The organism is Escherichia sp. 93.1518 (assembly GCF_013368915.2).
Lineage (GTDB): Bacteria > Pseudomonadota > Gammaproteobacteria > Enterobacterales > Enterobacteriaceae > Escherichia > Escherichia ruysiae.
The window spans coordinates 124,634-150,675 of sequence record NZ_JABWMT020000009.1; the positions used below are offsets into that span (position 1 = coordinate 124,634).

Here is a 26,042-nt window from a genome sequence, read left to right on the forward strand (position 1 = left end):
CATAAATTATCCCTATTGCTGGCATTGCAAAAATTCTTAGCCATACTGGACAACTTCCATATGGAGTCATAATCTTAATCAATCATTTGATTAAGAATGGACTGTGCGATGAATAGTCCTGCCATGACAACCAAAGGTGAACAGGCGAAAAAGCAGCTGATTGCTGCCGCACTGGCGCAGTTTGGTGAATATGGAATGAACGCCACCACCCGCGAGATAGCCGCCCAGGCCGGGCAGAATATCGCTGCTATTACCTATTACTTCGGTTCGAAAGAAGATTTATACCTCGCCTGCGCCCAGTGGATTGCCGATTTTATTGGCGAACAGTTCCGTCCGCACGCCGAGGAAGCCGAACGCTTATTCGCGCAACCACAGCCGGATCGCGCAGCCATCCGCGAACTGATCCTTCGCGCCTGCAGGAACATGATTCAACTGCTCACCCAGGATGACACTGTCAACCTCAGCAAGTTTATCTCCCGTGAGCAACTCTCTCCTACGGCGGCCTACCATCTGGTGCATGAACAGGTGATTAGCCCGCTACACAGCCATCTTACGCGTCTGATCGCCGCCTGGACCGGTTGTGATGCCAACGATACCCGCATGATCCTCCATACCCATGCATTACTTGGCGAGATTCTGGCGTTTCGTCTTGGTAAAGAAACGATTCTGTTACGCACCGGCTGGAGCGCGTTCGATAAAGAAAAGACCGAACTGATCAACCAGACGGTGACCTGTCATATCGACCTGATTTTGCAAGGATTATCGCAAAGGAGTTTGTAGTGATGAAAAAAACTGTCGTGACTGGACTGGCGGTAGTGGTGCTTGCCGCCGTGGTTGCCGGAGGCTACTGGTGGTATCAAAGCCGCCAGGATAACGGCCTGACGCTGTATGGCAACGTGGATATTCGTACGGTGAATCTGAGCTTCCGTGTCGGTGGTCGCGTTGAGTCGCTGGCGGTAGACGAAGGTGATGCGATCAAAGCGGGCCAGGTGCTGGGCGAACTGGATCATAAGCCGTATGAAATTGCCCTGATGCAGGCGAAAGCCGGCGTTTCAGTGGCGCAGGCGCAGTATGACCTGATGCTTGCCGGGTATCGCGACGAAGAAATCGCTCAGGCCGCCGCAGCGGTGAAACAGGCACAAGCCGCATATGACTATGCGCAGAACTTCTATAACCGCCAGCAAGGGTTGTGGAAAAGCCGCACCATTTCGGCAAATGACCTGGAAAATGCCCGCTCCTCGCGCGACCAGGCGCAGGCAACGCTGAAATCAGCTCAGGATAAATTACGTCAGTACCGTTCCGGTAACCGTGAACAGGATATCGCCCAGGCAAAAGCCAGCCTCGAACAGGCGCAGGCGCAACTGGCGCAGGCGGAGCTGAATTTGCAGGATTCGACGCTGGTCGCACCGTCTGACGGCACGCTGTTAACCCGTGCAGTAGAGCCTGGCACGGTGCTCAATGAAGGCGGCACGGTGTTTACCGTCTCGCTGACGCGTCCGGTGTGGGTGCGCGCTTATGTTGATGAACGTAATCTTGACCAGGCGCAGCCGGGACGCAAAGTGCTGCTCTATACCGATGGTCGCCCGGACAAGCCCTATCACGGGCAGATTGGTTTCGTTTCGCCGACTGCTGAATTTACCCCGAAAACCGTCGAAACGCCGGATCTGCGTACCGACCTCGTCTATCGCCTGCGTATTGTGGTGACCGACGCCGATGATGCGTTACGCCAGGGTATGCCAGTGACGGTGCAATTCGGTGACGAGGCAGGACATGAATGATGCCGTTATCACGCTGAACGGCCTGGAAAAACGCTTTCCGGGCATGGATAAGCCCGCCGTCGCGCCGCTCGACTGCACCATTCACGCTGGTTATGTGACGGGGCTGGTGGGGCCGGACGGTGCGGGCAAAACCACGCTGATGCGGATGCTGGCGGGATTACTGAAACCCGACAGCGGCAGTGCCACGGTGATTGGCTTTGATCCGATCAAAAACGACGCTGCGCTGCACGCAGTGCTTGGCTATATGCCGCAGAAATTCGGTCTGTATGAAGATCTCACGGTGATGGAGAACCTCAATCTGTACGCGGATTTGCGCAGCGTCACCGGTGAAGCGCGGAAGCAGACTTTTGCTCGCCTGCTGGAGTTTACATCTCTTGGGCCGTTTACCGGACGCCTGGCGGGCAAGCTCTCTGGCGGGATGAAGCAAAAACTCGGGCTGGCCTGTACCCTGGTGGGCGCGCCGAAAGTGTTACTGCTCGATGAACCCGGCGTCGGCGTTGACCCTATCTCACGGCGCGAACTGTGGCAGATGGTGCATGAGCTGGCAGGCGAAGGGATGCTGATCCTCTGGAGCACCTCGTATCTCGATGAAGCCGAGCAGTGCCGTGATGTGTTGCTGATGAACGAAGGCGAGCTGCTGTATCAGGGGGAACCGACGGCTCTGACGCAGACTATGGCCGGACGCAGTTTTCTGATGACCAGCCCGCACGAGGGCAACCGCAAATTGCTGCAACGGGCATTGAAACTGCCGCAGGTCAGCGACGGCATGATTCAGGGGAAATCCGTGCGCCTGATCCTCAAAAAAGAGGCCACACCAGACGATATTCGCCATGCCGACGGGATGCCGGAAATCAACATCAACGAAACTACGCCGCGTTTTGAAGATGCGTTTATTGATTTGCTGGGTGGTGCCGGAACCTCGGAATCGCCGCTAGGCGCAATATTACATACGGTAGAAGGCACACCCGGCGAGACGGTGATCGAAGCGAAAGAGCTGACCAAGAAATTTGGTGATTTTGCCGCCACCGATCACGTGAATTTTGCTGTTAAACGCGGTGAGATTTTTGGTTTACTTGGGCCAAACGGCGCGGGGAAATCAACCACCTTTAAGATGATGTGTGGCTTGCTGGTGCCGACCTCTGGTCAGGCGCTGGTGCTGGGGATGGATCTGAAAGAGAGTTCCGGTAAAGCGCGCCAGCATCTCGGCTATATGGCACAAAAATTTTCGCTCTACGGCAACCTGACGGTCGAACAGAATTTACGCTTTTTTTCTGGTGTGTATGGTTTACGCGGTCGGGCGCAGAACGAAAAAATCTCCCGTATGAGCGAGGCGTTCGGCCTGAAAAGTATCGCCTCACATGCCACCGATGAACTGCCGTTGGGTTTTAAACAGCGGCTGGCGCTGGCCTGCTCGCTGATGCATGAACCGGACATTCTGTTTCTTGATGAACCGACCTCCGGCGTCGATCCCCTCACCCGCCGCGAGTTCTGGCTGCATATCAACAGCATGGTAGAGAAAGGCGTTACGGTGATGGTTACCACCCACTTTATGGATGAAGCGGAATATTGCGACCGCATCGGGCTGGTGTATCGCGGGAAGCTGATTGCCAGCGGCACGCCGGACGATTTGAAAGCGCAGTCGGCTAACGATGAGCAACCCGACCCCACCATGGAGCAGGCTTTTATTCAGTTGATCCACAACTGGGATAAGGAGCATGGCAATGAGTAATCCGATCCTTTCCTGGCGTCGTGTGCGGGCGCTGTGCGTCAAAGAGACGCGGCAGATCGTTCGCGATCCGAGTAGCTGGCTGATTGCGGTGGTGATCCCGCTGTTGCTGCTGTTTATTTTTGGTTACGGCATTAACCTCGACTCCAGTAAGCTGCGGGTCGGGATTTTGCTGGAGCAACGTAGCGAAGCGGCGCTGGATTTCACCCACACCATGACCGGCTCGCCCTATATTGACGCCACCATCAGCGATAACCGTCAGGAACTGATCGCCAAAATGCAGGCGGGGAAAATTCGCGGTCTGGTGGTTATTCCCGTAGATTTCGCCGAACAGATGGAGCGCGCCAACGCTACCGCGCCGATTCAGGTGATCACCGACGGCAGCGAGCCGAATACCGCCAACTTTGTGCAGGGTTATGTCGAAGGGATCTGGCAGATCTGGCAAATGCAGCGGGCAGAGGACAATGGGCAGACTTTTGAACCACTTATCGACGTCCAGACACGCTACTGGTTTAACCCGGCGGCGATAAGCCAGCACTTTATTATCCCCGGTGCGGTAACCATTATCATGACGGTTATCGGCGCGATCCTCACCTCGCTGGTGGTAGCGCGGGAGTGGGAGCGCGGCACTATGGAGGCTTTGCTCTCTACGGAGATTACCCGCACGGAACTGCTGCTGTGTAAGCTGATCCCCTATTACTTCCTCGGTATGCTGGCGATGCTGCTCTGTATGCTGGTGTCGGTGTTTATTCTCGGCGTGCCCTATCGCGGTTCGCTGCTGATCCTGTTTTTTATCACCAGTCTGTTTTTGCTCAGTACCCTGGGGATGGGGCTGCTGATTTCTACGATTACCCGCAACCAGTTCAACGCCGCTCAGGTAGCACTGAACGCCGCTTTCCTGCCGTCGATTATGCTTTCCGGCTTTATTTTTCAGATCGACAGTATGCCAGCGGTGATCCGCGCGGTGACGTACATTATTCCCGCACGTTATTTCGTCAGCACCCTGCAAAGCCTGTTCCTCGCCGGGAATATTCCGGTGGTGCTGGTGGTGAACGTGCTGTTTTTGATCGCTTCGGCGGTGATGTTTATCGGCCTGACGTGGCTGAAAACCAAACGTCGGCTGGATTAGGGAGAAGAGCATGTTTCATCGCTTATGGACGTTAATCCGCAAAGAGTTGCAGTCGTTGCTGCGCGAACCGCAAACCCGCGCGATTCTGATTTTACCCGTGCTGATTCAGGTGATCCTGTTCCCGTTCGCCGCCACGCTGGAAGTGACTAATGCCACCATCGCCATCTACGATGAAGATAACGGCGAGCATTCGGTGGAGCTAACCCAGCGTTTTGCCCGCGCCAGCGCCTTTACCCATGTGCTGCTACTGAAAAGTCCGCAGGAGATCCGCCCGACTATCGATACGCAAAAGGCGCTACTGCTGGTGCGTTTCCCGGCTGACTTCTCACGCAAACTGGATACGTTCCAGACCGCGCCGTTGCAGTTAATTCTCGACGGGCGTAACTCCAACAGTGCGCAAATCGCTGCCAACTACCTGCAACAGATCGTCAAAAACTATCAGCAGGAGCTGCTGGAAGGAAAGCCGAAGCCCAACAACAGCGAACTGGTGGTACGCAACTGGTATAACCCAAACCTCGATTACAAATGGTTTGTGGTGCCGTCGCTGATCGCCATGATCACCACTATCGGCGTGATGATCGTCACTTCACTTTCTGTCGCCCGCGAACGCGAACAGGGAACGCTCGATCAGCTACTGGTTTCGCCCCTTACCACCTGGCAGATATTCATCGGTAAAGCCGTACCGGCGTTAATTGTCGCCACGTTCCAGGCCACTATCGTGCTGGCGATTGGTATCTGGGCGTATCAAATCCCCTTCGCCGGATCGCTGGCGCTGTTCTATTTCACGATGGTGATTTACGGTTTGTCACTGGTGGGATTCGGTCTGCTGATTTCATCACTCTGTGCAACGCAACAGCAGGCGTTTATCGGGGTATTCGTCTTTATGATGCCCGCCATTCTGCTTTCCGGTTACGTTTCGCCGGTAGAGAACATGCCGGTGTGGCTGCAAAACCTGACGTGGATTAACCCTATCCGCCACTTTACGGACATTACCAAGCAGATTTATTTGAAGGATGCGAGTCTGGATATTGTGTGGAACAGTTTGTGGCCGCTACTGGTGATAACGGCCACGACAGGGTCAGCGGCGTACGCGATGTTTAGACGCAAGGTGATGTAACTTTTTATCTTTCGCCAGTAACGACACCACCGCCGGGCCGGCAAGGATCGCCAGCCCTGCAATTGCCAGCAAATAGTTGTTTTCCAGTACGCGGGACAACAGCCACAGCACAATCAGCGCCGCGCCAAAATACCAGGTGGTGGTCAGCTCTTCCAGTACGTCTGCCACCTCGCGCCAGCGTTGTTCGGGGTGGCGCTGAAACACCAGCATCATCACTACCGTTACACAATACAGCACGCACAATCCCACGCCGACGTGAACCAGAGTTTTACTCATCCAGCCCACCACCAGCAGCGCCACTACCAGTAAATGCAACATAATCTGCCAGCAACTTAGGCCAGTTGCGACACGAACACGTTGTTGCCACTTCATGGCTTCTCTCCTGAAGAATTTATCTCTACTAACTCAGAGTACCGAACTTTACGGAAAATTCCGTAAGACCGCACCTTTTTGTGACGCCGACTACACTATTTCAATGAGATAAGAGGCAAAGACAGGAAAATTATGCCCGATCAAACACAACAATTTTCGTTCAAGGTACTCACCATCAATATTCACAAAGGCTTTACAGCGTTTAACCGACGCTTCATTTTGCCGGAACTTCGCGACGCAGTGCGCACCGTCAGCGCCGATATTGTTTGCCTGCAGGAAGTGATGGGCGCGCACGAAGTTCATCCACTGCATGTGGAAAACTGGCCCGATACCTCGCACTACGAGTTTCTCGCCGACACTATGTGGAGCGATTTTGCCTACGGCCGCAATGCCGTATACCCGGAAGGGCATCACGGCAACGCCGTACTGTCGCGCTATCCCATTGAACATTATGAAAATCGCGATGTTTCTGTCGATGGGGCGGAAAAGCGCGGCGTGCTCTACTGCCGCATTGTGCCGCCGGTGACCGGGAAAGCGATTCATGTAATGTGCGTGCATCTTGGCCTGCGTGAGGCGCACCGTCAGGCGCAGCTTGCGATGCTCGCCGAATGGGTGAACCAGCTTCCGCCCGACGAACCCGTTTTAGTGGCGGGTGATTTCAACGACTGGCGGCAAAAAGCCAATCATCCCTTAAAAGTACAGGCCGGGCTGGATGAGATATTTACCCGCGCCCACGGACGCCCGGCGCGCACGTTTCCGGTGCAATTTCCTCTACTACGTCTGGACAGGATCTATGTCAAAAACGCCAGCGCCAGCGCGCCAACCTCGCTACCGCTGCGCACCTGGCGACATCTTTCTGATCATGCCCCTTTGAGTGCGGAGATTCATTTATGAAATGTAGCTGGCGCGAAGGCAATAAGATCCAGTTGCTGGAGAACGGCGAGCAATATTATCCCGCTGTATTTAAAGCGATTGGTGAGGCGCAAGAACGCATTATTCTTGAAACGTTTATCTGGTTCGAGGATGACGTCGGTAAACAATTACACGCAGCATTGCTGGACGCTGCGCGACGCGGGGTTAAAGCGGAAGTCTTGCTGGATGGCTACGGTTCGCCGGATCTCAGCGATGAGTTTGTCAATGAGCTGACGGCGGCTGGCGTGGTGTTTCGTTATTACGATCCCCGCCCTCGCCTGTTCGGTATGCGCACCAATGTGTTTCGCCGGATGCATCGCAAAATTGTGGTGATCGACGCACGCATCGCCTTTATTGGCGGGCTGAATTACTCCGCCGAGCATATGTCCAGCTACGGTCCAGAGGCCAAACAGGATTACGCGGTGCGCCTGGAGGGGCCAATTGTGGAAGATATTCTGCAATTTGAACTGGAAAACCTGCCCGGACAAAGCGCGGCACGGCGCTGGTGGCGACGTCATCACAAGGCAGAAGAGAACCGCCAGCCGGGAGAAGCGCAGGTATTGCTGGTCTGGCGCGATAACGAAGAACATCGCAGCGATATTGAACGCCACTATCTGAAAATGCTCACTCAGGCGCGGCGAGAAGTGATTATCGCCAACGCCTACTTCTTCCCCGGCTATCGATTTTTACACGCCTTGCGTAAAGCGGCACGCCGTGGGGTGCGGATCAAACTGATCATTCAGGGTGAACCGGATATGCCTATTGTCAGAGTCGGCGCGCGCTTGCTGTATAACTATCTGGTTAAAGGCGGCGTTCAGGTATTTGAATATCGCCGCCGCCCACTCCACGGCAAAGTGGCATTGATGGACGATCACTGGGCGACGGTGGGCTCCAGTAATCTCGATCCGCTCAGTTTGTCGCTGAATCTTGAAGCAAACGTTATCATCCACGATCGTAATTTTAACCAGACGTTACGCGACAATCTGAATGGCATCATCGCCGCTGACTGCCAGCAGGTAGATGAAACCATGCTGCCAAAACGCACCTGGTGGAACCTGACTAAAAGCGTGCTGGCATTCCACTTTCTACGCCATTTTCCGGCGCTGGTGGGCTGGCTTCCGGCGCATACGCCACGTCTGGCGCAAGTTGATCCGCCCGCGCAGCCGGCAATGGAAACTCAGGATCGGGTAGAAACAGAAAACACGGGGGTAAAACCCTGATGAGTAAATCGCATCCACGCTGGCGCCGGGCAAAGAAGATCCTCACCTGGCTGTTTTTTATCGCGGTGATTGTGTTGCTGGTGGTCTACGCCAAAAAGGTAGACTGGGAAGAGGTCTGGAAGGTCATCCGCGACTACAATCGCGTTGCACTGCTCAGTGCGGTTGGGCTGGTGGTCGTCAGCTATCTGATTTACGGCTGTTATGACCTGCTAGCCCGCTTCTACTGCGGTCATAAACTGGCGAAGCGCCAGGTGATGCTGGTGTCATTTATCTGCTACGCCTTCAACCTGACGCTCAGTACCTGGGTCGGCGGCATTGGTATGCGTTATCGTCTTTACTCCCGCCTGGGATTACCGGGTAGCACTATTACACGGATTTTCTCGCTGAGTATTACCACCAACTGGCTGGGCTATATTTTGCTCGCCGGGATTATTTTTACCGTGGGCGTGGTGGAACTGCCGGATCACTGGTATATCGATCAAACCACGCTGCGTATTCTCGGCATTGGTTTGCTGCTGATAATTGCAGTCTATTTATGGTTTTGCGCCTTCGCTAAACACCGTCATATGACCATCAAAGGGCAAAAGCTGGTACTACCTTCATGGAAATTCGCCCTCGCCCAGATGCTGATTTCCAGCGTTAACTGGATGGTTATGGGAGCGATTATCTGGCTGTTACTTGGTCAAAACGTGAACTATTTCTTTGTACTGGGCGTGTTGCTGGTTAGCAGTATTGCCGGCGTCATTGTGCATATTCCAGCGGGTATTGGCGTACTGGAAGCGGTGTTTATCGCGCTACTGGCAGGGGAACATACATCAAAAGGAACGATTATCGCCGCCCTGCTCGCTTACCGTGTCCTGTACTACTTTATCCCGCTGCTGCTGGCGCTGATCTGTTACCTGCTGCTGGAAACCCAGGCGAAGAAGCTACGGGCAAAAAATGAAGCGGCGATGTGATGTTTAGTTAAGTTCTTTGGTTTGTGCAGATTGTTAGCAACGTGCTATTTGTTCATGGCGGATGCGGCGTGAACGCCTTAGCCGCCCTACACAACTAATGCGTTTCTGCATTCTGATACGCTACAGCCCTTTAACAAAGTATGTTTTACGCCAGAGTAATGTTTGTTGTTTCCTTAATAATCATCAGGGGACATCTGGCGATGTCCTCTCAGCATAAAATTACAGCGGATTCGGACTGGCTTCGCGATAAGAAACCTTTTTCTTCGGTGATGTAAAGGTGTCTCGCAGATCTTTATATTCATATATTTTGGCACGGGTGCCATCAGTTACTGGAATGGAGGAGTGCGGACGATAACACTGAGATAATGGCGAATTGCAATGCTCTTCGTGGGTAGAGATGCCCAGCCAGTCAAGAATCATCGCATAGTTATTAAGCAATGAATAAACTTCTTGAATGTGTCCAAGTTTACGCGGTTGACTGGCGATAGCAGCCTGGCTATACCAGATAAATTGCGGTACATCGTAGGCTTCTTTACTGGGAGTATCTGCGGCGTGCATATAATACGATGGAATATTGGGGTTTTTCTCCAGACCGTGGTCAGAAAAATAGAGTAATGAGGATTTACTTCCCTCCAGTCGTTTCATGATTTCACCAATGATGTAATCGGTAAATTGTATGGAGTTGTTGTAGCAATCCTCGTATTTATCCCCAGTTTTAATTTTATCTGCCCATTCAGGGTAGCGTGTACAGGCAATTTCATGGCTACCATTACCATGTAGCAGTATTAATTTCTTACCCTTGGCTTTTAATGCTTCATCCAACAACGGAAGAAGGCTATCATCGTATTCCTCGCTTACCCAATGTGTATTATTACTGGAACGACCAATGAGCGTAATATAGTTATTATGCTTCCCGGACATACCCACGGTACTTAACCAGGTAGTCTGATACCCCACTTTATTAGCTACGGCAATAACATTATTTGATAAGTCCGCAGCGGTAAAACTTTCTGTTGTCGCTTTACTGAGGATCATCGGAACAGAAGTTACTGTTGCCGCCGCTGGGGAAACCGCATTATCAAAGATAAGCGCCTGTGGTCCAATCTCATTTTGTACAGGCGTGGTATTGATGCCAAAGCCATACAAACTCATATTACTGCGCCGTACAGACTCCCCTACGATAATAACATAATTTTCAATATCCGTTTCTTTAGCAATCAATCCCGGTAAATCCACATCAATTTGTTTTATTTCTCTGGCAAAAGAAATATCTCGATAAGCAATAATAAAATCGGCAGCAGTATAAAATGGTGTAAATCTTAACACCCTGGAGCTTAATGGAGAGTATCCTCCAAGACCATCTTTTTTCTGTTTACTCCATTGATTGTAGCTAAACCATGAGATAAATATTAATAGTATCACCAGTGATGCACATTGAACTTTAGTAGACACACACTTAACGCCCGTGTGTATAGAAAAATAAGTCAGCAAGAAATAAACAGCACATACTGGCATCCAGGATAGATATAACCCCGACATTGTTTTCACTTCAGACCAGTGGGTTTCCATGATACTCATCGCAAAGATAATATTAAATTCACTTTGATAAATTTGCCATGTACAAAGCGCGACCATAAAGTTAATGGTCAATAACAGTGATACACCCAATGCTGCTATTTTTCCAACAAATAATCGATAACACCCTGTCAAACACAGGATGATTAGCAAGTTGCAGATACCGACGCGCAGGATAACCCTCAATGGCTGTAAAAAATAAACAGGCCAAAGCTGGAATAATACGGATACAAGTAGCAATGCGATGAAAATGTATTTTTTTGACTGCCGTGGATAAGCCGTTATCGATGGTAATACGAAAGACATAGAACCCCAATTCATTTATTATATGAATATATATTTAAAAATTAATCCCATTGAGATATATTATCAGCAGATGATTGATTTTTACCCGCAAGCATTTATTTAACAGATGAATATCACCAGCCATTAATAAAACCGTAGGATTGTACTCTATTTTCTTTTAGGTATACCAGATTTATAAAAATGCATCACATGCATAGATATAAAGATATAATCAATATGAATTATATCTTTATGCCTATTTTTTAAATATATACTTATTATCGAATAGACAAAAAAAATCCCGGTGTCATTCCGGGATTTTATAAGAAATGCGTTTAACGGCGATTGCCAAAGATCCGCAGCAACATCAGGAACAGGTTGATGAAGTCCAGATACAACGTTAATGCGCCAAGAATGGAATATTTACGCAGGTTCGACGTGTCGCGGGTATCAATCTGTTCACCCATATTTTTCAGTTTCTGAGTGTCATACGCCGTCAGTCCAACAAAGACAATCACGCCGATGTAGGTGACTGCCCACATCAATGCTTCGCTTTTCAGCCAGAAGTTCACCAGCGAGGCGATGACAATACCGATTAATGCCATAAATAGCATATTGCCGAAGCCACTTAAATCGCGTTTCGTGGTGTAACCATACAGACTCATCGCGCCAAACATCCCGGCGGTGACAACGAAGGTACTGGCAATAGAGGCGGCAGTGTAGACAATGAAAATACTGGAGAGCGTTAAGCCCGTTAGCGCCGAATAAAGCATAAAGAGCATCGTCGTTACGCCCGCGCTGAGTTTTTGAATCATCGCTGATAACACGATAACCAGAGCTAATTGCGCGATTATTAAACCGATTAAGAAGACCCGGTTAGTGAATAGCAGCTCCATAACGGCGGCAGAATTAGCCGCATACCAGGCAACAAATGCGGTCAGCAACAGGCCAACTGTCATCCAGCCATAGACCTGCGCCATATAGGTTTGCAAGCCAGCACGGGGTTGTACGATTGAATCTGAACGTGGGAATCTGTCCATGACTTTCTCCTGAAGATATAAGGAATATCTAAAGGATACTGCAAATGATGAGGGTGTGCATCGAGGCAGCGTAAACGCATGTCCAGAGCGGTGAAATTGCCGGATGCAGCGGTGCCTTATCCGGCCAACAAAAAACTACCAGCGTTTCGCCGCCTGCTGATCGCTCTCCCTGGCTTCGACCCAGCGATCACCTTCCGGCGTGGCTTCGCGCTTCCAGAACGGTGCGCGGGTTTTCAGATAATCCATAATAAACTGCCCGGCTTCAAACGCGCTGCTACGGTGTGCGCTGGTGACGCCGACAAAAACGATTTCATCGCCCGGCCATAATTCGCCAATGCGATGAATCACCGTGACGCGTCCCAGCGGCCAACGGTTACGCGCCTCATCCACGATTTCAGCCAGTGCCTTTTCCGTCATCCCCGGATAGTGTTCGAGGGTTAATGCTTTTACACTGTCGCCCAGGTTATGGTTGCGCACCTTACCGGTAAACGTGACCACTGCACCATCTTCGTCACGCTCCGCCAGCCACGGGTACTCTTCCCCTACACTGAACGGCTGCGGGCCGACAACAATTTTGGTTTCTGCCATCTTAACCTCCGGTTACCGGCGGGAAAAAAGCCACTTCGTCGCCGTCAGTCAGCGGATGGTCAAAACTCACCAGCGTCTGGTTGACGGCGGCCAGTAATTTGCCATCTTCCAGCGCCAGCGCCCAACGATCGCTCTGCGCTGCCAGGTGTTGGCGCAATGCTTCTACGTTTGGGAAATCCGCAGCCACTTCGGTTGCATCTGTTCCCACCAACTCACGCACCTGGGCGAAAAAAAGAACTTTAATCATCCGCTTCCACCTTAAAATCACCCGACTTGCCGCCGCTCTTCGCCAGCAAACGTACCGGGCCAATCACCATATCTTTTTGCACCGCTTTGCACATGTCATAAATGGTCAGCGCCGCCACAGAGGCTGCGGTTAATGCTTCCATTTCGACACCAGTTTTGCCGGTCAGACGACAAAGCGTTTCAATTCGTACCCGATTATGTTCCGGCTCGGCCTGTAAATTGACTTCAACTTTGCTGAGCATCAGCGGATGACAGAGCGGGATCAAATCCCAGGTGCGTTTTGCCGCCTGAATACCGGCAATGCGCGCAGTGGCAAATACGTCGCCTTTGTGGTGGCGACCATCAATGATCATCGCCAGCGTCTCACTGCGCATGGTGACAAAGGCTTCGGCGCGCGCTTCACGTACAGTTTCCGCTTTGGCGGAGACATCCACCATGTGCGCTTCGCCAGCGGCGTTGATATGGGTCAGTTGCGACATACTTATTTCTTCAAATGTGGATGGAAATTGCACGGACGCGTACGGGCATCCAGCTGCGGGGCGATGATATTTTCCCAGGCGGTGCGGCACGCTTTGGTTGAACCAGGCATGGCGAAAATCAGTGTCTTGTTAGCAACACCCGCCACCGCACGAGATTGCAGCGTTGCGGTGCCAATCTCTTCGAACGACAGCATACGGAACACTTCGCCGAAGCCTTCGACTTCACGATCGAACAGCGGCAGCAGTGCTTCTGGCGCCTGATCGCCTTCCGTCAGGCCAGTACCACCTGTAATCAGCACCACTTGCACATCGTCGCTGGCGATCCACGCAGATACCTGGGCACGGATGGCGTAGCGATTCTCTTTGACAATGGCTTTATCGACAACGTGATGGCCTGCTTCCTGCGCCGAGTCGCGCAGATAGTGACCGGAGGTATCGTCTTCTTCACCGCGACGATTAGAAACCGTAAGAATAGCAATACGGGTCGGGATAAATTCAGTGCTTACCTGACTCATCTGATCTCTCCTTTTGACGTTTTAACCGCCAATGTACGATAAGTTTTGCGTAATACCGGTGTTGTTTTGATGCAGGAAATGGGTCTGTTTTTTCTCCCGCAGCGCCGCCGAAATACGTGCTTCCAGCGCCTGTTGCTGGGTATCGTCTTCCAGCAGATCGCGCAGATTAACGCCGCCCTCACCAAACAGGCAGAGGTGGAGTTTACCAATGGAGGAGACGCGCAGGCGGTTGCAGGTGGCGCAGAAGTCTTTTTCATACGGCATGATAAGGCCGATCTCTCCGGCGTAATCCGGATGACAAAAAACTTGCGCGGGGCCGTCGCTGCGTTGACGAAGCTGATGGAGCCAGCCACGACGCAGCAGCTCGTCACGCAGAACCTGACCAGAGATATGGTGCTTACGGAAGAGTTCGCTACCCTCGCCCGTTTCCATCAGTTCGATAAAACGCAGCTGAATGGGGCGATGCTGGATCCAGTTCAGGAAGGTGTCGAGTTGATGATGATTGACATCACGCATCAGCACGGTATTGACTTTAACCTTCTCAAACCCGGCTTCAAATGCGGCATCGATGCCTGCCATTACCTGGTTGAATTTATCCTGCCCGGTAATGGCGTGAAACTGACGGGCGTCGAGGCTATCAACGCTGACGTTAATGCCCGTCAGGCCTGCATCGCGCCAGTTCGCGACATCGCGTTCCAGACGGTAACCATTGGTAGTAACCGCAATCTGGCGAATAGCGTCGTTTTCCCGCACAGCGGCGATGATATCGGTAAAGTCGCGACGTAAAGACGGCTCGCCGCCTGTCAGACGCACTTTTTCGGTGCCCAGACTGGCGAAGGCGCGCGTAACCCGACGAATTTCATCGACGGTCAGGAAGCCTTTATTAGTGACGCCGCTCGGCTTGTAGCCATCCGGCAGGCAGTAGGTGCAACGAAAGTTACACACATCGGTAATCGACAGGCGCAAGTAGTAAAACTTACGCGCAAATGCATCAGTCAGTTGTGAAGCCATGTACACCTTTCCAGATACGGGAGGCGAAGTCATTTCTTCCTTCGCCCTGGTGGCAATCTTTATGAGCATTGTCACGGCCAAAGCACCGTATCAGTTGACCCAGGTGCAGAGGCTAGAGTGTTTAGTGGTTATGCCGATACTAGCGTGTAAATGAGATTTTTACCATTCACACTTTTCGCTATGTAATCATATATATAGCGTCATGATCGTGCTATTTCACTACAGAATAAGGGAAAATGACGGTTTTACTTTGATGTACATCATCAGCAATGCAGTGCGTATATCGTCCTTTAGAGGTAGAAAACAATTATTTATATCCTCAATATTGGCAGGTTAATTGCTGTTTCCCTGTCAGTTGCGCTACTGTAGCGCGGATAATCTGACTTCAGGAATTTATATGCGCAATCGTACGCTGGCTGACCTTGATCGTGTCGTTGCTCTCGGCGGAGGGCATGGACTGGGACGCGTTCTCTCCTCACTTTCGTCTTTGGGTTCTCGTTTAACGGGAATTGTGACCACCACCGATAATGGTGGTTCAACAGGGCGTATTCGCCGCTCAGAAGGCGGTATTGCCTGGGGCGATATGCGCAACTGCCTTAATCAGTTGATTACGGAACCCAGCGTCGCTTCCGCAATGTTTGAATACCGTTTTGGCGGTAATGGCGAACTTTCCGGGCATAACCTTGGAAACCTGATGTTAAAGGCGCTGGATCACCTTAGCGTACGGCCTCTGGAAGCCATCAATTTGATTCGTAATCTGCTGAAAGTGGATGCGCATTTGATTCCAATGTCAGAGCATCCCGTTGATCTGATGGCGATTGACGATCAGGGGCATGAAGTTTACGGCGAGGTGAATATTGACCAGTTAACCACGCCGATTCAGGAATTACTGTTAACCCCTAATGTGCCTGCCACGCGTGAAGCGGTACATGCTATCAATGAAGCAGATCTGATTCTTATCGGGCCAGGCAGTTTTTATACCAGCCTGATGCCGATCCTGCTGCTTAAGGAAATGGCGCAGGCATTACGCCGCACACCAGCACCGATGGTCTATATCGGCAATCTGGGACGTGAACTTAGCCTACCAGCGGCGAATCTGAAGCTGGAAAATAAGCTAGCGATTATGGAGCAGTATGTCGGCAAGAAGGTTATTGATGCCGTAGTCGTTGGGCCGAAAGTGGATGTTTCTGCGGTCACCGACAGAATAGTGATTCAGGACGTACTGGAGGCCAGCGATATCCCCTATCGTCATGACCGCCAGTTGTTACATAACGCACTGGAAAAGGCGTTACAAGCGTTGGGTTAACGTGGCTGAGATTGCTGACCAGGCTTCTGGAGCAATGCGGCCTGTTCCCCTCACCCTAACCCTCTCCCCAAAGGGGCGAGGGGATCGTTCGAGCACTTTTTTGACTTCATAGTTAATCTGAGCCGGAAGAACATTCCGGCTTTCTCATCTCGTCACGACGCGGCAATAAACAGCTCACGCAACTGATGCAACTGATCGCGAATTTGCGCCGCCTCTTCGAACTCCAGGTTTTGCGCATGTTTCATCATCTGCCCTTCCAGCTCATGGATTTTCTGCTGCAACGCTTTTGGCGACATATCCATCGGCACATTATCCGGCTCAACAATCGCGCGCGCTTTCCCTCTGCCCTTGGCTTTGGTTTTAGCAATGTTCTGCCCCAGCGCCAGGATATCGACCACTTTCTTGTTCAGCCCTTGCGGTGTAATGCCATGCTCTTCGTTGTACTTCTGCTGTTTCTCGCGGCGACGTTCGGTTTCGCCAATCGCTTTCGCCATTGACGGGGTTATCTTATCGCCGTAGAGAATCGCTTTGCCGTTGACGTTACGCGCCGCACGCCCGATGGTCTGAATTAATGAACGTTCAGAACGCAGGAAGCCCTCTTTGTCGGCGTCGAGGATTGCCACCAGCGAAACTTCCGGCATATCCAGACCTTCGCGCAGTAAGTTGATGCCAACCAACACATCGAACTCGCCCAGACGCAAGTCGCGGATGATTTCCATACGCTCAACGGTATCAATGTCGGAGTGAAGATAACGCACGCGCTCGCCGTGTTCTTCGAGATATTCCGTGAGATCTTCCGCCATCCGCTTGGTCAGTGTTGTGACCAGAACGCGTTCGTTAATTGCCGCTCGCTGACGAATCTCCGAAAGAAGATCATCGACCTGGGTCGCTACCGGACGCACTTCGATAATCGGATCAAGCAATCCGGTTGGACGCACCACCTGATCCACCACGTCGCCGCCTGATTTTTCCAGCTCGTAATTACCCGGCGTCGCAGAAACATAGATGGTTTGCGGGGCTAAAGCTTCGAACTCTTCAAATTTCAGTGGACGGTTATCCAGCGCAGATGGCAGGCGGAAACCGTACTCCACCAGCGTTTCTTTACGCGCCCGGTCGCCGCGATACATACCGCCAATCTGCGGAATGGTGACGTGTGATTCATCAACCACCAGCAGCCCATCGGCAGGCAGATAATCAAACAGCGTCGGCGGTGGCTCGCCAGGCCCGCGCCCGGAGAGGAAGCGCGAATAGTTTTCAATGCCTGAACAGTAGCCCAGCTCATTCATCATCTCCAGATCAAACTGGGTACGCTGGGTCAGTCGCTGCTCTTCCAGCAATTTGTTATTTGCCAGCAGTACTTTGCGCCGATCCGCCAGTTCTTCTTTAATCTCTTCCATCGCCTGCACAATGCGCTCGCGCGGCGTAACATAGTGCGTTTTCGGGTAGATGGTATAACGCGCAATGGTCGAGATAATCTGCCCGGTCAGTGGGTCGAAAAGCGAGAGACGCTCCACTTCTTCGTCGAACAATTCTACACGTAGCGCAACGTCGTCGGACTCTGCCGGGAAGATGTCGATCACCTCACCGCGCACGCGGAAAGTGCCGCGCTGGAACGCCTGGTCGTTGCGGGTATATTGCAACTCCGCCAGGCGGCGCAGGATAGCCCGTTGATCGATAATCATACCGACCGTGAGGTGCAGCATCATTTTGAGATATAAATCAGGATCGCCCAGACCATAAATAGCGGAAACTGACGCTACGACAATAACATCTCGCCGCTCCAGCAACGCTTTGGTTGCTGAAAGTCGCATCTGTTCGATATGTTCGTTTACTGAGGCATCTTTCTCAATAAACGTATCTGAACTCGGAACATAGGCTTCTGGCTGATAGTAATCGTAATAGGAGACGAAATACTCCACCGCGTTTTCCGGGAAGAACTCTTTCATCTCACCATATAGTTGCGCTGCCAGCGTTTTGTTGGGCGCCAGCACCATGGTTGGGCGTTGCAGGTCAGCGATGACATTAGCAATAGTGAAGGTTTTTCCCGACCCCGTCACGCCGAGCAGAGTCTGATGCGCGAGGCCATCCTCCAGCCCCTCTTTGAGGCGTCGAATCGCCTCCGGCTGATCGCCAGAAGGTTTGAACGCGGAATTCAGTTTGAATGGTTTACTCATGAGTTGCTACCTGAAGGAATGGGCGGGCAGGTGTGTAATTTTACTCGTCATGATTAATAATGCCAATAAATTATACTGGATAAAAAAACAGTCTCACACCACAACATTTCTGTTACGCCGTCAACTAAGGTCTAAACCGTAGGTAAAATTGACGCTGTGACGAGATAAAACTCTGGTCTGCAGGGTTATCCCCAGAGCAATGGCTTTTTTAACATTTGTCAAGATAGCTGATGACGGATTTATTGCAGGAGATGACTCTTTCCTGACAGCCATTGCATTTATATAACAGATTGAAAAATAACAAATATTTATTTAAGCCGTCTTTAGCGCCAATTTGCGTGCAAGCCGCGTATTCTCTCGCTTACCTTACGTTTTCTAACTCTAATGCACATGGTTATCCACAGGAATAGTGGATAACTGCCTGCAGCCCCTATGTCCAGCCGCTTGGGCAATTCCCATACTAATCGTATAATGCGGGGGTAAAATTTTTTTCGCGATTTTTTTAGCATTTTATTGGTTAAATTACGGGCGAGCGAAGACGCGATCTCGCTCGCAATTCAACCAATTTTTTTGCTACTTCAGTGATGTGAGATTTATATATTTTCCGGTTAGCGCACTTTCTGGATTTTCCTGGAGCCAGGGGATTTCCCCCAGCAGCGGCGCGGAGATCATTCGGGTGAGCGTAGCCATATATTCACTGTGGCGTTTACCCTGCGGCGTGACATCGTTCGCCACCCAGCCTGCGAGTGTTAGCCCTGCCTGCTGTACGGCCTGTGCTGTCAGCATTGCATGATTGATGCAGCCCAGTTTTACCCCAACGACCAGAATCACCGGCAGTTGTTCCTGCGTTACCCAATCTGCAAACATGAAGGAATCCGAAAGCGGCGTAAACCAGCCGCCAGCACCTTCCACTAACACCCACTCAGCCTGGTGTTCCAGCGCACGTAATCCGGCGCTCATCACCAATGGGTCAATTGGCCTGTCCTCTTGCGCGCTGATGATATGCGGCGAGGTCGGCTCTTCGAAGGTGTATGGATTCACCGTGGCGTAATCCAGCTGCAGGCTGCTGTTGCGCTGTAACGCCAGTGCATCGCTGTTGCGTAAACCTTCTGCAGTCATTTCGCTACCGGAGGCAACGGGTTTGTAGCCTGCCGTTCGGTAACCTGCGGCCTTCGCGGCCTGCAACAGTGCACAACTGGCAACGGTTTTACCCACTTCGGTGTCCGTTCCGGTAACAAAATAGCGTTTACTCACGAGCAATTACTCCCAAAAAAAGATAATACGTCAGGGGATATAGCCCCTGCTGTTGCGGCCAGGCCATTTGCAGTTGTTGTAGCTGTGAACGGGTTAATACTCGCGGGTCGCGCCCTGCGTGAAGATGCGTTGCGCCAATGCCTTTCAGCGAACGCATGGCACTGAGCGCATCATCAAACCACAGCGTGATAGGCTGCATATTATGTTGATAACGAAAACCTTTTAGCGCCTGTTCAACATCTGCTGACGGTAAAAAGCGATTGGCATGGGGGCGTTCGTCTACCGCTTGCCACGCCTGATGCAGTTCGGGTAACGAACCCTGCGCCAGCGTGGTAAACGCCACTACGCCGCCGGGGCGCACCACTCTGTATAGCTCGCGGAGTGCCGTGGATAAATTACCGCACCACTGCACCGCGAGATTGCTCCATGCAAGATCGAACGTCGCAGTCGCTAACGGCAGGGATTCGATATCCCCCGCCAGATAATGATCTGCGGCATCCTTCTGGCGTGCCTGGGCAAGCATTGGCGGCGAGAGATCTAACGCCATCACCTGCGCGTGACGTTCTCGCCAGTGGCGACTCATCCAGCCAGGTCCACAACCAGCGTCCAGTACGTGGGTGTATTTACGCTGTGGGAGCATTGCCAGTAAGACGTCGGCACTGTGGCGCTGTAACTCTGCGTGTTGCTCATATTGTGAGGCAGCCCGACCAAATGCCGCCGCAATGGCTTGTTTATTGACCGTTGCCATGCAGCACCTCCAGCAAACGGTCGATATCCTGCGTTTCATGCGCTGCGGTTAGCGTTAAGCGTAGACGCGCGGTGCCGACGGGTACGGTTGGTGGGCGAATCGCTGTTACCCAGCAACCTTGCTGGCGCAGTTTTTCTGCCAGGCGTAATGCACGAGCGTTATCACCGATGATTAATGGCTGAATGGCGCTACGTGAATCCGCAAGAGTAAACGGCAAACCCTGCACTCCGGCACGAAAACGCGTAATGAGTGCCGCCAGTTTTTCGCGCCGTGCATCACCCTCATAGCTGCGAATGACCGCCAGCGACGCACGTAATGCCTGCGCCTGAGCGGGCGGCATACTGGTGCTGTAGATAAGATGACGGGCAAATTGCAGCAGATAATCCGCCACAGTTTCAGAGCAAAGCACCGCCGCACCGCTGACACCAAATCCTTTACCAAAAGTAACAACCAGCAATTCTGGTTTCACCTGCTGTTGCCAGCAGCTACCGCGCCCCTGTTCACCGATAACGCCCGTACCGTGTGCATCGTCGACCATCAACCAGCCGTTGTGCTGTTGCGTCTCCCGGTGGATTTCCGTCAGCGGCGCACTATCGCCGTCCATACTGAATACGCCTTCTGTCACCACCAGTTGCAACCCCGGACAGGAGGAAGCAAGCAGGCGCGACAGATGAGCGACATCGTTATGAGCAAAACGGCGAAGTTGCGCCGGACTTAAACTGGCAGCTTCCAGCAAGGAAGCATGGCTAAGCCGGTCGGCAACGATGCGATCTTCTTTTGCCATCATCGCGGCAATGACCGCCTGATTAGCGGCAAAACCAGAGATAAACAGCAGTGCCCGCGAATAGCCCAGCCACTCGGCCAGTTCTTCTTCCAGCGCCTGATGCGCCACGCTATAACCGCTGACGTGACCAGAACCACCGCTGCCGACGCCAAATTGCTCCGCACCCTGCTGCCAGGCACGGATAATTTGCGGATGATGGCTTAAACCGAGGTAATCATTGCTGGAAAAGTTCAGATACTGGCGTTCGTCCGCCACCAGCCAGCGTCCGGCGCCTTGTGCCACCGGATAACGGCGACGCAGAGCATCGGCAGCACGCCGCGCATCGAGCGCCGCGTTAATCTTCTCCTGCCAGGTCATAGGGCTGCCGCGTTGTAGTATTCGTCGGTATCCGGGGTCATCAGCGCCTGTTCCAGACGTTGCTGTTGTTCGTTATCGCCCGCCAGAACGGCGGTTTGTTGCGGATTCAGCCCCAGTTTACGGAACAGTTGCAGGTCTTTATCTTCTTCTGGATTCGGCGTGGTCAGCAGTTTGCAACCGTAGAAAATCGAGTTAGCCCCGGCCATAAAGCACATCGCCTGAGTCTGTTCATTCATCTGCTCGCGTCCGGCAGAAAGGCGCACGTAAGAGGTCGGCATCATGATCCGCGCTACGGCAATGGTGCGAATAAAATCAAAGGCATCGACATCGTCGTTATCGGCAAGCGGCGTGCCTTTCACCTTCACCAGCATGTTGATTGGTACGCTTTCCGGCGGCGTCGGCAGGTTTGCCAGTTGCAGCAATAATCCGGCGCGATCTTTTACCGTTTCGCCTAAGCCCACAATGCCACCTGAGCAGACTTTGATCCCGGCATCGCGCACTTTTTCCAGCGTATCGAGACGTTCCTGATAAGTACGTGTGGTGATGATATTGCCGTAAAACTCCGGCGAGGTGTCGAGGTTGTGGTTGTAGTAATCCAGCCCGGCGTTCGCGAGGCGCTGCGCCTGAGATTCACTCAACGTGCCCAGCGTCATACACGCCTCCAGGCCCATCGCTTTTACCCCTTGCACCATCTGCTCCAGGTACGGCATATCGCGTTCGTGGGGATTCTTCCACGCCGCGCCCATGCAGAAACGTGTCGATCCCGCCGCTTTCGCTTTGCGCGCCGACTCCAGCACCTGTTCAACTTCCATCAACCGTTCGGCTTCCAGCCCGGTTTTATAGCGCGAGCTTTGCGGGCAGTATTTGCAATCTTCCGGGCAAGCACCGGTTTTAATTGACAGCAAAGTGCTGACCTGAACCTGACGAGGATCGAAATGCTGACGATGCACCTGCTGCGCTTCAAACAGCAGATCCAGCAACGGTTTTTCAAATAATTCTGTGACTTGCGACAATGTCCAGCGTGGGCGGTGAGCCATGGGGCTTCTCCAGAACGTGTTTTTTGTTGTTAATTCGGTGTAGACTTGTAAACCTAAATCTTTTCAATTTGGTTTACAAGTCAATTATGACAACGGACGATCTTGCCTTTGACCAACGCCATATCTGGCACCCATACACATCCATGACCTCCCCGCTGCCGGTTTATCCGGTGGCGAGCGCGGAAGGTTGCGAGCTGATTTTGTCTGACGGCAGACGCCTGGTTGACGGTATGTCGTCCTGGTGGGCAGCGATCCACGGTTACAATCACCCGCAGCTTAATGCGGCGATGAAGTCGCAAATTGATGCCATGTCGCATGTGATGTTTGGCGGTATCACCCATGCGCCAGCCGTCGAACTTTGCCGCAAACTGGTGGCGATAACGCCACAACCGCTGGAGTGCGTTTTTCTCGCGGACTCCGGTTCCGTGGCGGTAGAAGTGGCGATGAAGATGGCGTTGCAGTACTGGCAGGCCAAAGGCGAAACGCGCCAGCGTTTTCTGACCTTCCGCAATGGTTATCATGGCGATACTTTTGGCGCGATGTCGGTATGCGATCCTGACAACTCAATGCACAGCCTGTGGAAAGGCTATCTGCCAGAAAACTTGTTTGCCCCGGCTCCGCAAAGCCGCATGGACGGCGAATGGGATGAGCGCGATATGGTGGGCTTTGCGCGCCTGATGGCGGCGCATCGTCATGAAATTGCTGCGGTGATCATTGAACCGATTGTCCAGGGCGCAGGCGGGATGCGCATCTACCATCCGGAATGGTTAAAACGAATCCGCAAAATGTGCGATCGCGAAGGTATCTTGCTGATTGCCGACGAGATCGCCACCGGATTTGGTCGAACCGGCAAACTGTTTGCTTGTGAACATGCGGGGATCGCGCCGGACATTTTATGCCTCGGTAAAGCCTTAACCGGCGGCACGATGACCCTTTCCGCTACGCTCACCACACGTCAGGTTGCGGAAACTATTAGTAACGGCGAAGCCGGTTGCTTTATGCACGGGCCAACTTTTATGGGCAATCCGCTGGCCTGCGCGGCAGCGAACGCCAGCCTGACGATTATCGAATCCGGTAAATGGCAACAGCAGGTGGCAAATATTGAAGCGCAACTACGCGAGCAACTGGCACCAGCCCGTGACGCCGAAATGGTTGCCGATGTGCGCGTGCTGGGGGCAATTGGCGTGGTCGAAACCACTCGTCCGGTGAATATGGCAGCACTGCAAAAATTCTTTGTCGAGCAGGGTGTGTGGATCCGGCCTTTTGGCAAACTGATTTACCTGATGCCGCCTTATATTATTCGCCCGGAACAGTTGCAGCGCCTGACCGCAGCGGTAAATCACGCCGTACTGGATGAAACATTTTTTTGCCAATAACGGGAAGTCAGCGTGAGGGTTTCTGGCTACACTTTCTGCAAACAAGAAAGGAGGGTTAATGAAACTCATCAGTAATGATCTGCGCGATGGCGATAAGCTGCCGCATCGTCATGTCTTTAACGGCATGGGTTACGATGGCGATAATATTTCGCCACATCTGGCGTGGGATGATGTTCCTGCGGGAACGAAAAGTTTTGTCGTCACCTGCTACGACCCGGATGCGCCAACCGGCTCCGGCTGGTGGCACTGGGTAGTTGTTAACTTGCCTGCCGATACCCGTGTATTGCCGCAAGGATTTGGCTCTGGTCTGGTAGCAATCCCTGATGGCGTGCTCCAGACACGCACCGATTTTGGTAAAACCGGGTACGATGGCGCAGCGCCGCCGAAAGGCGAAACCCATCGCTACATTTTTACCGTTCACGCGCTGGATGTAGAACGTATTGATGTCGATGAAGGTGCCAGCGGCGCGATGGTCGGTTTTAACGTTCATTTCCACTCTCTCGCCAGCGCATCAATTACCGCGATGTTCAGTTAAATGTTCTGTCAGATGGTGCCAGGCCATCTGACATCACTTAAAGGTATTAAAAACAACTTTTTGTCTTTTTACCTTCCCGTTTCGCTAAAGTTAGTATAAAAAAGCAGGCTTCAACGGATTCATTTTTCCATTTCAAAGCCCGGAGCAACCTGTGAACACATTTTCAGTTTCCCGTCTGGCGCTGGCACTGGCTTTTGGCGTGACGCTGACCGCCTGTAGCTCAACACCGCCCGATCAACGTCCTTCCGATCAAGTAGCACCTGGTACGTCTTCTCGCCCGATTCTGTCGGCAAAAGAAGCGCAGAATTTCGATGCTCAACACTATTTTGCGTCCCTGACGCCAGGTGCTACAGCATGGAATCCTTCCCCGATTACCCTGCCTGCGCAACCTGACTTTGTTGTCGGCCCGGCGGGTACTCAAGGTGTAACGCATACCACGATTCAGGCGGCGGTAGATGCGGCGATTATCAAGCGTACAAATAAGCGCCAGTATATTGCCGTGATGCCAGGTGAGTATGAAGGTACAGTTTATGTCCCTGCCGCTCCGGGGGGAATCACTGTCTACGGTATGGGCGAAAAACCGATTGATGTGAAGATTGGGCTTTCCCTTGATGGTGGAATGAGCCCTGCCGACTGGCGTCATGACGTCAACCCGCGCGGCAAATATATGCCAGGTAAACCAGCGTGGTACATGTACGATAGCTGCCAGAGCAAACGCAGCAACAGCATCGGCGTTCTCTGTTCTGCGGTCTTCTGGTCACAAAACAATGGTCTGCAACTGCAAAACCTGACCATTGAAAACACCCTGGGCGATAGCGTAGATGCGGGTAACCATCCGGCAGTGGCGTTGCGTACTGACGGCGATAAAGTGCAGATCAACAACGTTAACATTCTCGGTCGTCAGAATACCTTCTTTGTTACCAACAGTGGTGTGCAGAACCGTCTGGAAACCAACCGTCAGCCGCGTACTCTGGTAACTAATAGCTACATCGAAGGGGATGTGGATATCGTTTCCGGCCGTGGTGCAGTGGTGTTCGATAATACCGAATTCCGCGTGGTGAACTCACGTACTCAGCAAGAAGCGTATGTGTTTGCACCGGCTACGCTGTCCAATATTTACTACGGTTTCCTCGCGGTAAACAGCCGTTTCAATGCTTCCGGTGATGGCGTCGCGCAGCTGGGCCGCTCGCTGGATGTTGATGCCAATACCAACGGTCAGGTAGTGATCCGTGATAGCGCCATCAACGAAGGTTTTAACACGGCTAAACCGTGGGCCGATGCGGTGATCTCTAATCGTCCGTTTGCGGGTAACACCGGCAGCGTTGATGATAACGACGAAGTACAGCGCAATCTGAATGACACTAACTACAACCGCATGTGGGAATACAATAACCGTGGCGTGGGTAGCAAAGTGGTTGCAGAAGCAAAGAAATAAGAGCTATTAACTCATTGCCGGATGCGGCGTAAACGCCTTATCCGGCCTACGGGTCGATGTGATTTGTAGGTCGGATAAGATGCGCCA

Annotated in this window: 25 protein-coding genes and 1 riboswitch; of the genes, 12 read left to right on the forward strand and 13 right to left on the reverse strand. The window is 52.3% G+C overall.

Annotation, left to right across the window (positions count from 1 at the left end; all coding sequences use genetic code 11):
- The first annotated feature begins 108 nt into the window (after positions 1 to 108).
- The 5 genes from cecR to HEN21_RS08990 are packed head-to-tail and all read left to right on the forward strand — an operon-like array spanning position 109 to position 5,750.
- A complete protein-coding gene (cecR, locus tag HEN21_RS08970) occupies positions 109 to 780 on the forward strand; it encodes a DNA-binding transcriptional regulator CecR (protein ID WP_176252350.1) in 672 nt (223 codons plus the stop codon).
- A gap of 2 nt (positions 781 to 782) precedes the next feature.
- Positions 783 to 1,778 carry a secretion protein HlyD gene (hlyD, locus tag HEN21_RS08975; RefSeq protein ID WP_016159031.1) on the forward strand — a complete coding sequence of 332 codons (996 nt, stop codon included), beginning with the start codon at positions 783 to 785 and terminating at the stop codon, positions 1,776 to 1,778.
- Positions 1,771 to 3,507 (forward strand): ATP-binding cassette domain-containing protein, encoded by a 1,737-nt coding sequence (locus HEN21_RS08980; protein WP_021550484.1) that lies wholly within the window; start codon positions 1,771 to 1,773, stop codon positions 3,505 to 3,507. Before hlyD ends, HEN21_RS08980 begins: the two co-directional genes overlap by 8 nt.
- Positions 3,500 to 4,633 (forward strand): ABC transporter permease, encoded by a 1,134-nt coding sequence (locus HEN21_RS08985; RefSeq protein WP_130214891.1) that lies wholly within the window; start codon positions 3,500 to 3,502, stop codon positions 4,631 to 4,633. Before HEN21_RS08980 ends, HEN21_RS08985 begins: the two co-directional genes overlap by 8 nt.
- A 10-nt stretch (positions 4,634 to 4,643) precedes the next feature.
- On the forward strand, positions 4,644 to 5,750 hold the full coding sequence (locus HEN21_RS08990; RefSeq protein ID WP_000469029.1) for an ABC transporter permease: 1,107 nt from the start codon (positions 4,644 to 4,646) through the stop codon (positions 5,748 to 5,750).
- Here HEN21_RS08990 and HEN21_RS08995 read toward each other — a convergent pair.
- Positions 5,712 to 6,122: a YbhQ family protein gene (locus tag HEN21_RS08995; RefSeq protein ID WP_000871987.1), complete on the reverse strand. Its 411-nt coding sequence runs from the start codon at positions 6,120 to 6,122 to the stop codon at positions 5,712 to 5,714. The genes HEN21_RS08990 and HEN21_RS08995 overlap by 39 nt on opposite strands.
- A 132-nt stretch (positions 6,123 to 6,254) precedes the next feature.
- Between HEN21_RS08995 and HEN21_RS09000 the strand changes: the two genes are divergently transcribed.
- From HEN21_RS09000 to HEN21_RS09010, 3 genes are read left to right on the forward strand one after another with little or no spacing between them, the layout of a single operon-like run.
- Positions 6,255 to 7,016 carry an endonuclease/exonuclease/phosphatase family protein gene (locus HEN21_RS09000; RefSeq protein ID WP_001113360.1) on the forward strand — a complete coding sequence of 254 codons (762 nt, stop codon included), beginning with the start codon at positions 6,255 to 6,257 and terminating at the stop codon, positions 7,014 to 7,016.
- The gene (gene clsB, locus HEN21_RS09005; RefSeq protein ID WP_000650352.1) at positions 7,013 to 8,254 is read left to right on the forward strand and encodes a cardiolipin synthase ClsB; all 1,242 of its coding nucleotides are present in this window, start codon (positions 7,013 to 7,015) and stop codon (positions 8,252 to 8,254) included. The genes HEN21_RS09000 and clsB overlap by 4 nt, the downstream gene beginning before the upstream one ends.
- Positions 8,254 to 9,210, forward strand: coding sequence for a lysylphosphatidylglycerol synthase domain-containing protein (locus HEN21_RS09010; protein WP_176252349.1), 957 nt, complete (start codon positions 8,254 to 8,256; stop codon positions 9,208 to 9,210). The genes clsB and HEN21_RS09010 overlap by 1 nt, the downstream gene beginning before the upstream one ends.
- Positions 9,211 to 9,429: 219 nt before the next feature.
- Here the strand turns inward: HEN21_RS09010 and HEN21_RS09015 are convergent, their stop codons facing one another.
- The 7 genes from HEN21_RS09015 to moaA form a co-directional block, all read right to left on the reverse strand.
- A complete protein-coding gene (locus HEN21_RS09015; protein ID WP_016231637.1) occupies positions 9,430 to 11,091 on the reverse strand; it encodes a phosphoethanolamine transferase in 1,662 nt (553 codons plus the stop codon).
- Between the two features lie 314 nt (positions 11,092 to 11,405).
- Positions 11,406 to 12,110 carry a Bax inhibitor-1/YccA family protein gene (locus HEN21_RS09020; protein ID WP_000373623.1) on the reverse strand — a complete coding sequence of 235 codons (705 nt, stop codon included), beginning with the start codon at positions 12,108 to 12,110 and terminating at the stop codon, positions 11,406 to 11,408.
- Positions 12,111 to 12,245: 135 nt separating this feature from the next.
- Complete coding sequence (gene moaE, locus HEN21_RS09025) at positions 12,246 to 12,698, reverse strand: molybdopterin synthase catalytic subunit MoaE (RefSeq protein WP_000852287.1); 453 nt, start codon at positions 12,696 to 12,698, stop codon at positions 12,246 to 12,248.
- 1 nt (position 12,699) lies between these two features.
- The gene (gene moaD, locus HEN21_RS09030; protein WP_000598607.1) at positions 12,700 to 12,945 is read right to left on the reverse strand and encodes a molybdopterin synthase sulfur carrier subunit; all 246 of its coding nucleotides are present in this window, start codon (positions 12,943 to 12,945) and stop codon (positions 12,700 to 12,702) included.
- On the reverse strand, positions 12,938 to 13,423 hold the full coding sequence (gene moaC, locus HEN21_RS09035) for a cyclic pyranopterin monophosphate synthase MoaC (RefSeq protein WP_000080885.1): 486 nt from the start codon (positions 13,421 to 13,423) through the stop codon (positions 12,938 to 12,940). The genes moaD and moaC overlap by 8 nt, the downstream gene beginning before the upstream one ends.
- 2 nt (positions 13,424 to 13,425) lie before the next feature.
- Positions 13,426 to 13,938: a molybdenum cofactor biosynthesis protein B gene (moaB, locus tag HEN21_RS09040; RefSeq protein ID WP_000084634.1), complete on the reverse strand. Its 513-nt coding sequence runs from the start codon at positions 13,936 to 13,938 to the stop codon at positions 13,426 to 13,428.
- A gap of 21 nt (positions 13,939 to 13,959) precedes the next feature.
- Entirely contained in the window at positions 13,960 to 14,949 is a 990-nt protein-coding gene (gene moaA / locus HEN21_RS09045) for a GTP 3',8-cyclase MoaA (RefSeq protein ID WP_010351242.1), read from the reverse strand.
- A riboswitch (molybdenum cofactor riboswitch) is annotated at positions 14,937 to 15,081 on the reverse strand. (Overlaps the previous gene by 13 nt.)
- A 265-nt stretch (positions 15,082 to 15,346) precedes the next feature.
- Between moaA and yvcK the strand changes: the two genes are divergently transcribed.
- Positions 15,347 to 16,255 (forward strand): uridine diphosphate-N-acetylglucosamine-binding protein YvcK, encoded by a 909-nt coding sequence (gene yvcK, locus HEN21_RS09050; protein ID WP_010347415.1) that lies wholly within the window; start codon positions 15,347 to 15,349, stop codon positions 16,253 to 16,255.
- Positions 16,256 to 16,407: 152 nt separating this feature from the next.
- Here yvcK and uvrB read toward each other — a convergent pair whose 3' ends face one another.
- From uvrB to bioB, 5 genes are all read right to left on the reverse strand, one after another.
- Positions 16,408 to 18,429, reverse strand: a complete 2,022-nt coding sequence (uvrB, locus tag HEN21_RS09055) for an excinuclease ABC subunit UvrB (protein ID WP_000042546.1) — start codon at positions 18,427 to 18,429, stop codon at positions 16,408 to 16,410.
- Between the two features lie 573 nt (positions 18,430 to 19,002).
- A complete protein-coding gene (gene bioD, locus HEN21_RS09060) occupies positions 19,003 to 19,683 on the reverse strand; it encodes a dethiobiotin synthase (protein ID WP_176252618.1) in 681 nt (226 codons plus the stop codon).
- Positions 19,676 to 20,431, reverse strand: a complete 756-nt coding sequence (bioC, locus tag HEN21_RS09065) for a malonyl-ACP O-methyltransferase BioC (RefSeq protein WP_176252619.1) — start codon at positions 20,429 to 20,431, stop codon at positions 19,676 to 19,678. Before bioC ends, bioD begins: the two co-directional genes overlap by 8 nt.
- Positions 20,415 to 21,572: an 8-amino-7-oxononanoate synthase gene (bioF, locus tag HEN21_RS09070; RefSeq protein ID WP_176252620.1), complete on the reverse strand. Its 1,158-nt coding sequence runs from the start codon at positions 21,570 to 21,572 to the stop codon at positions 20,415 to 20,417. Before bioF ends, bioC begins: the two co-directional genes overlap by 17 nt.
- Entirely contained in the window at positions 21,569 to 22,609 is a 1,041-nt protein-coding gene (bioB, locus tag HEN21_RS09075) for a biotin synthase BioB (RefSeq protein ID WP_000951213.1), read from the reverse strand. Before bioB ends, bioF begins: the two co-directional genes overlap by 4 nt.
- Positions 22,610 to 22,695: 86 nt before the next feature.
- On the opposite strand from bioB, the gene bioA reads away from it, so the two are divergent.
- From bioA to HEN21_RS09090, 3 genes are all read left to right on the forward strand, one after another.
- Positions 22,696 to 23,985: an adenosylmethionine--8-amino-7-oxononanoate transaminase gene (gene bioA / locus HEN21_RS09080; protein ID WP_105286604.1), complete on the forward strand. Its 1,290-nt coding sequence runs from the start codon at positions 22,696 to 22,698 to the stop codon at positions 23,983 to 23,985.
- 58 nt (positions 23,986 to 24,043) lie between these two features.
- Entirely contained in the window at positions 24,044 to 24,520 is a 477-nt protein-coding gene (locus HEN21_RS09085; RefSeq protein WP_000767387.1) for a kinase inhibitor, read from the forward strand.
- 151 nt (positions 24,521 to 24,671) lie between these two features.
- On the forward strand, positions 24,672 to 25,955 hold the full coding sequence (locus HEN21_RS09090) for a putative acyl-CoA thioester hydrolase (protein ID WP_001091595.1): 1,284 nt from the start codon (positions 24,672 to 24,674) through the stop codon (positions 25,953 to 25,955).
- Positions 25,956 to 26,042: the final 87 nt, after the last annotated feature.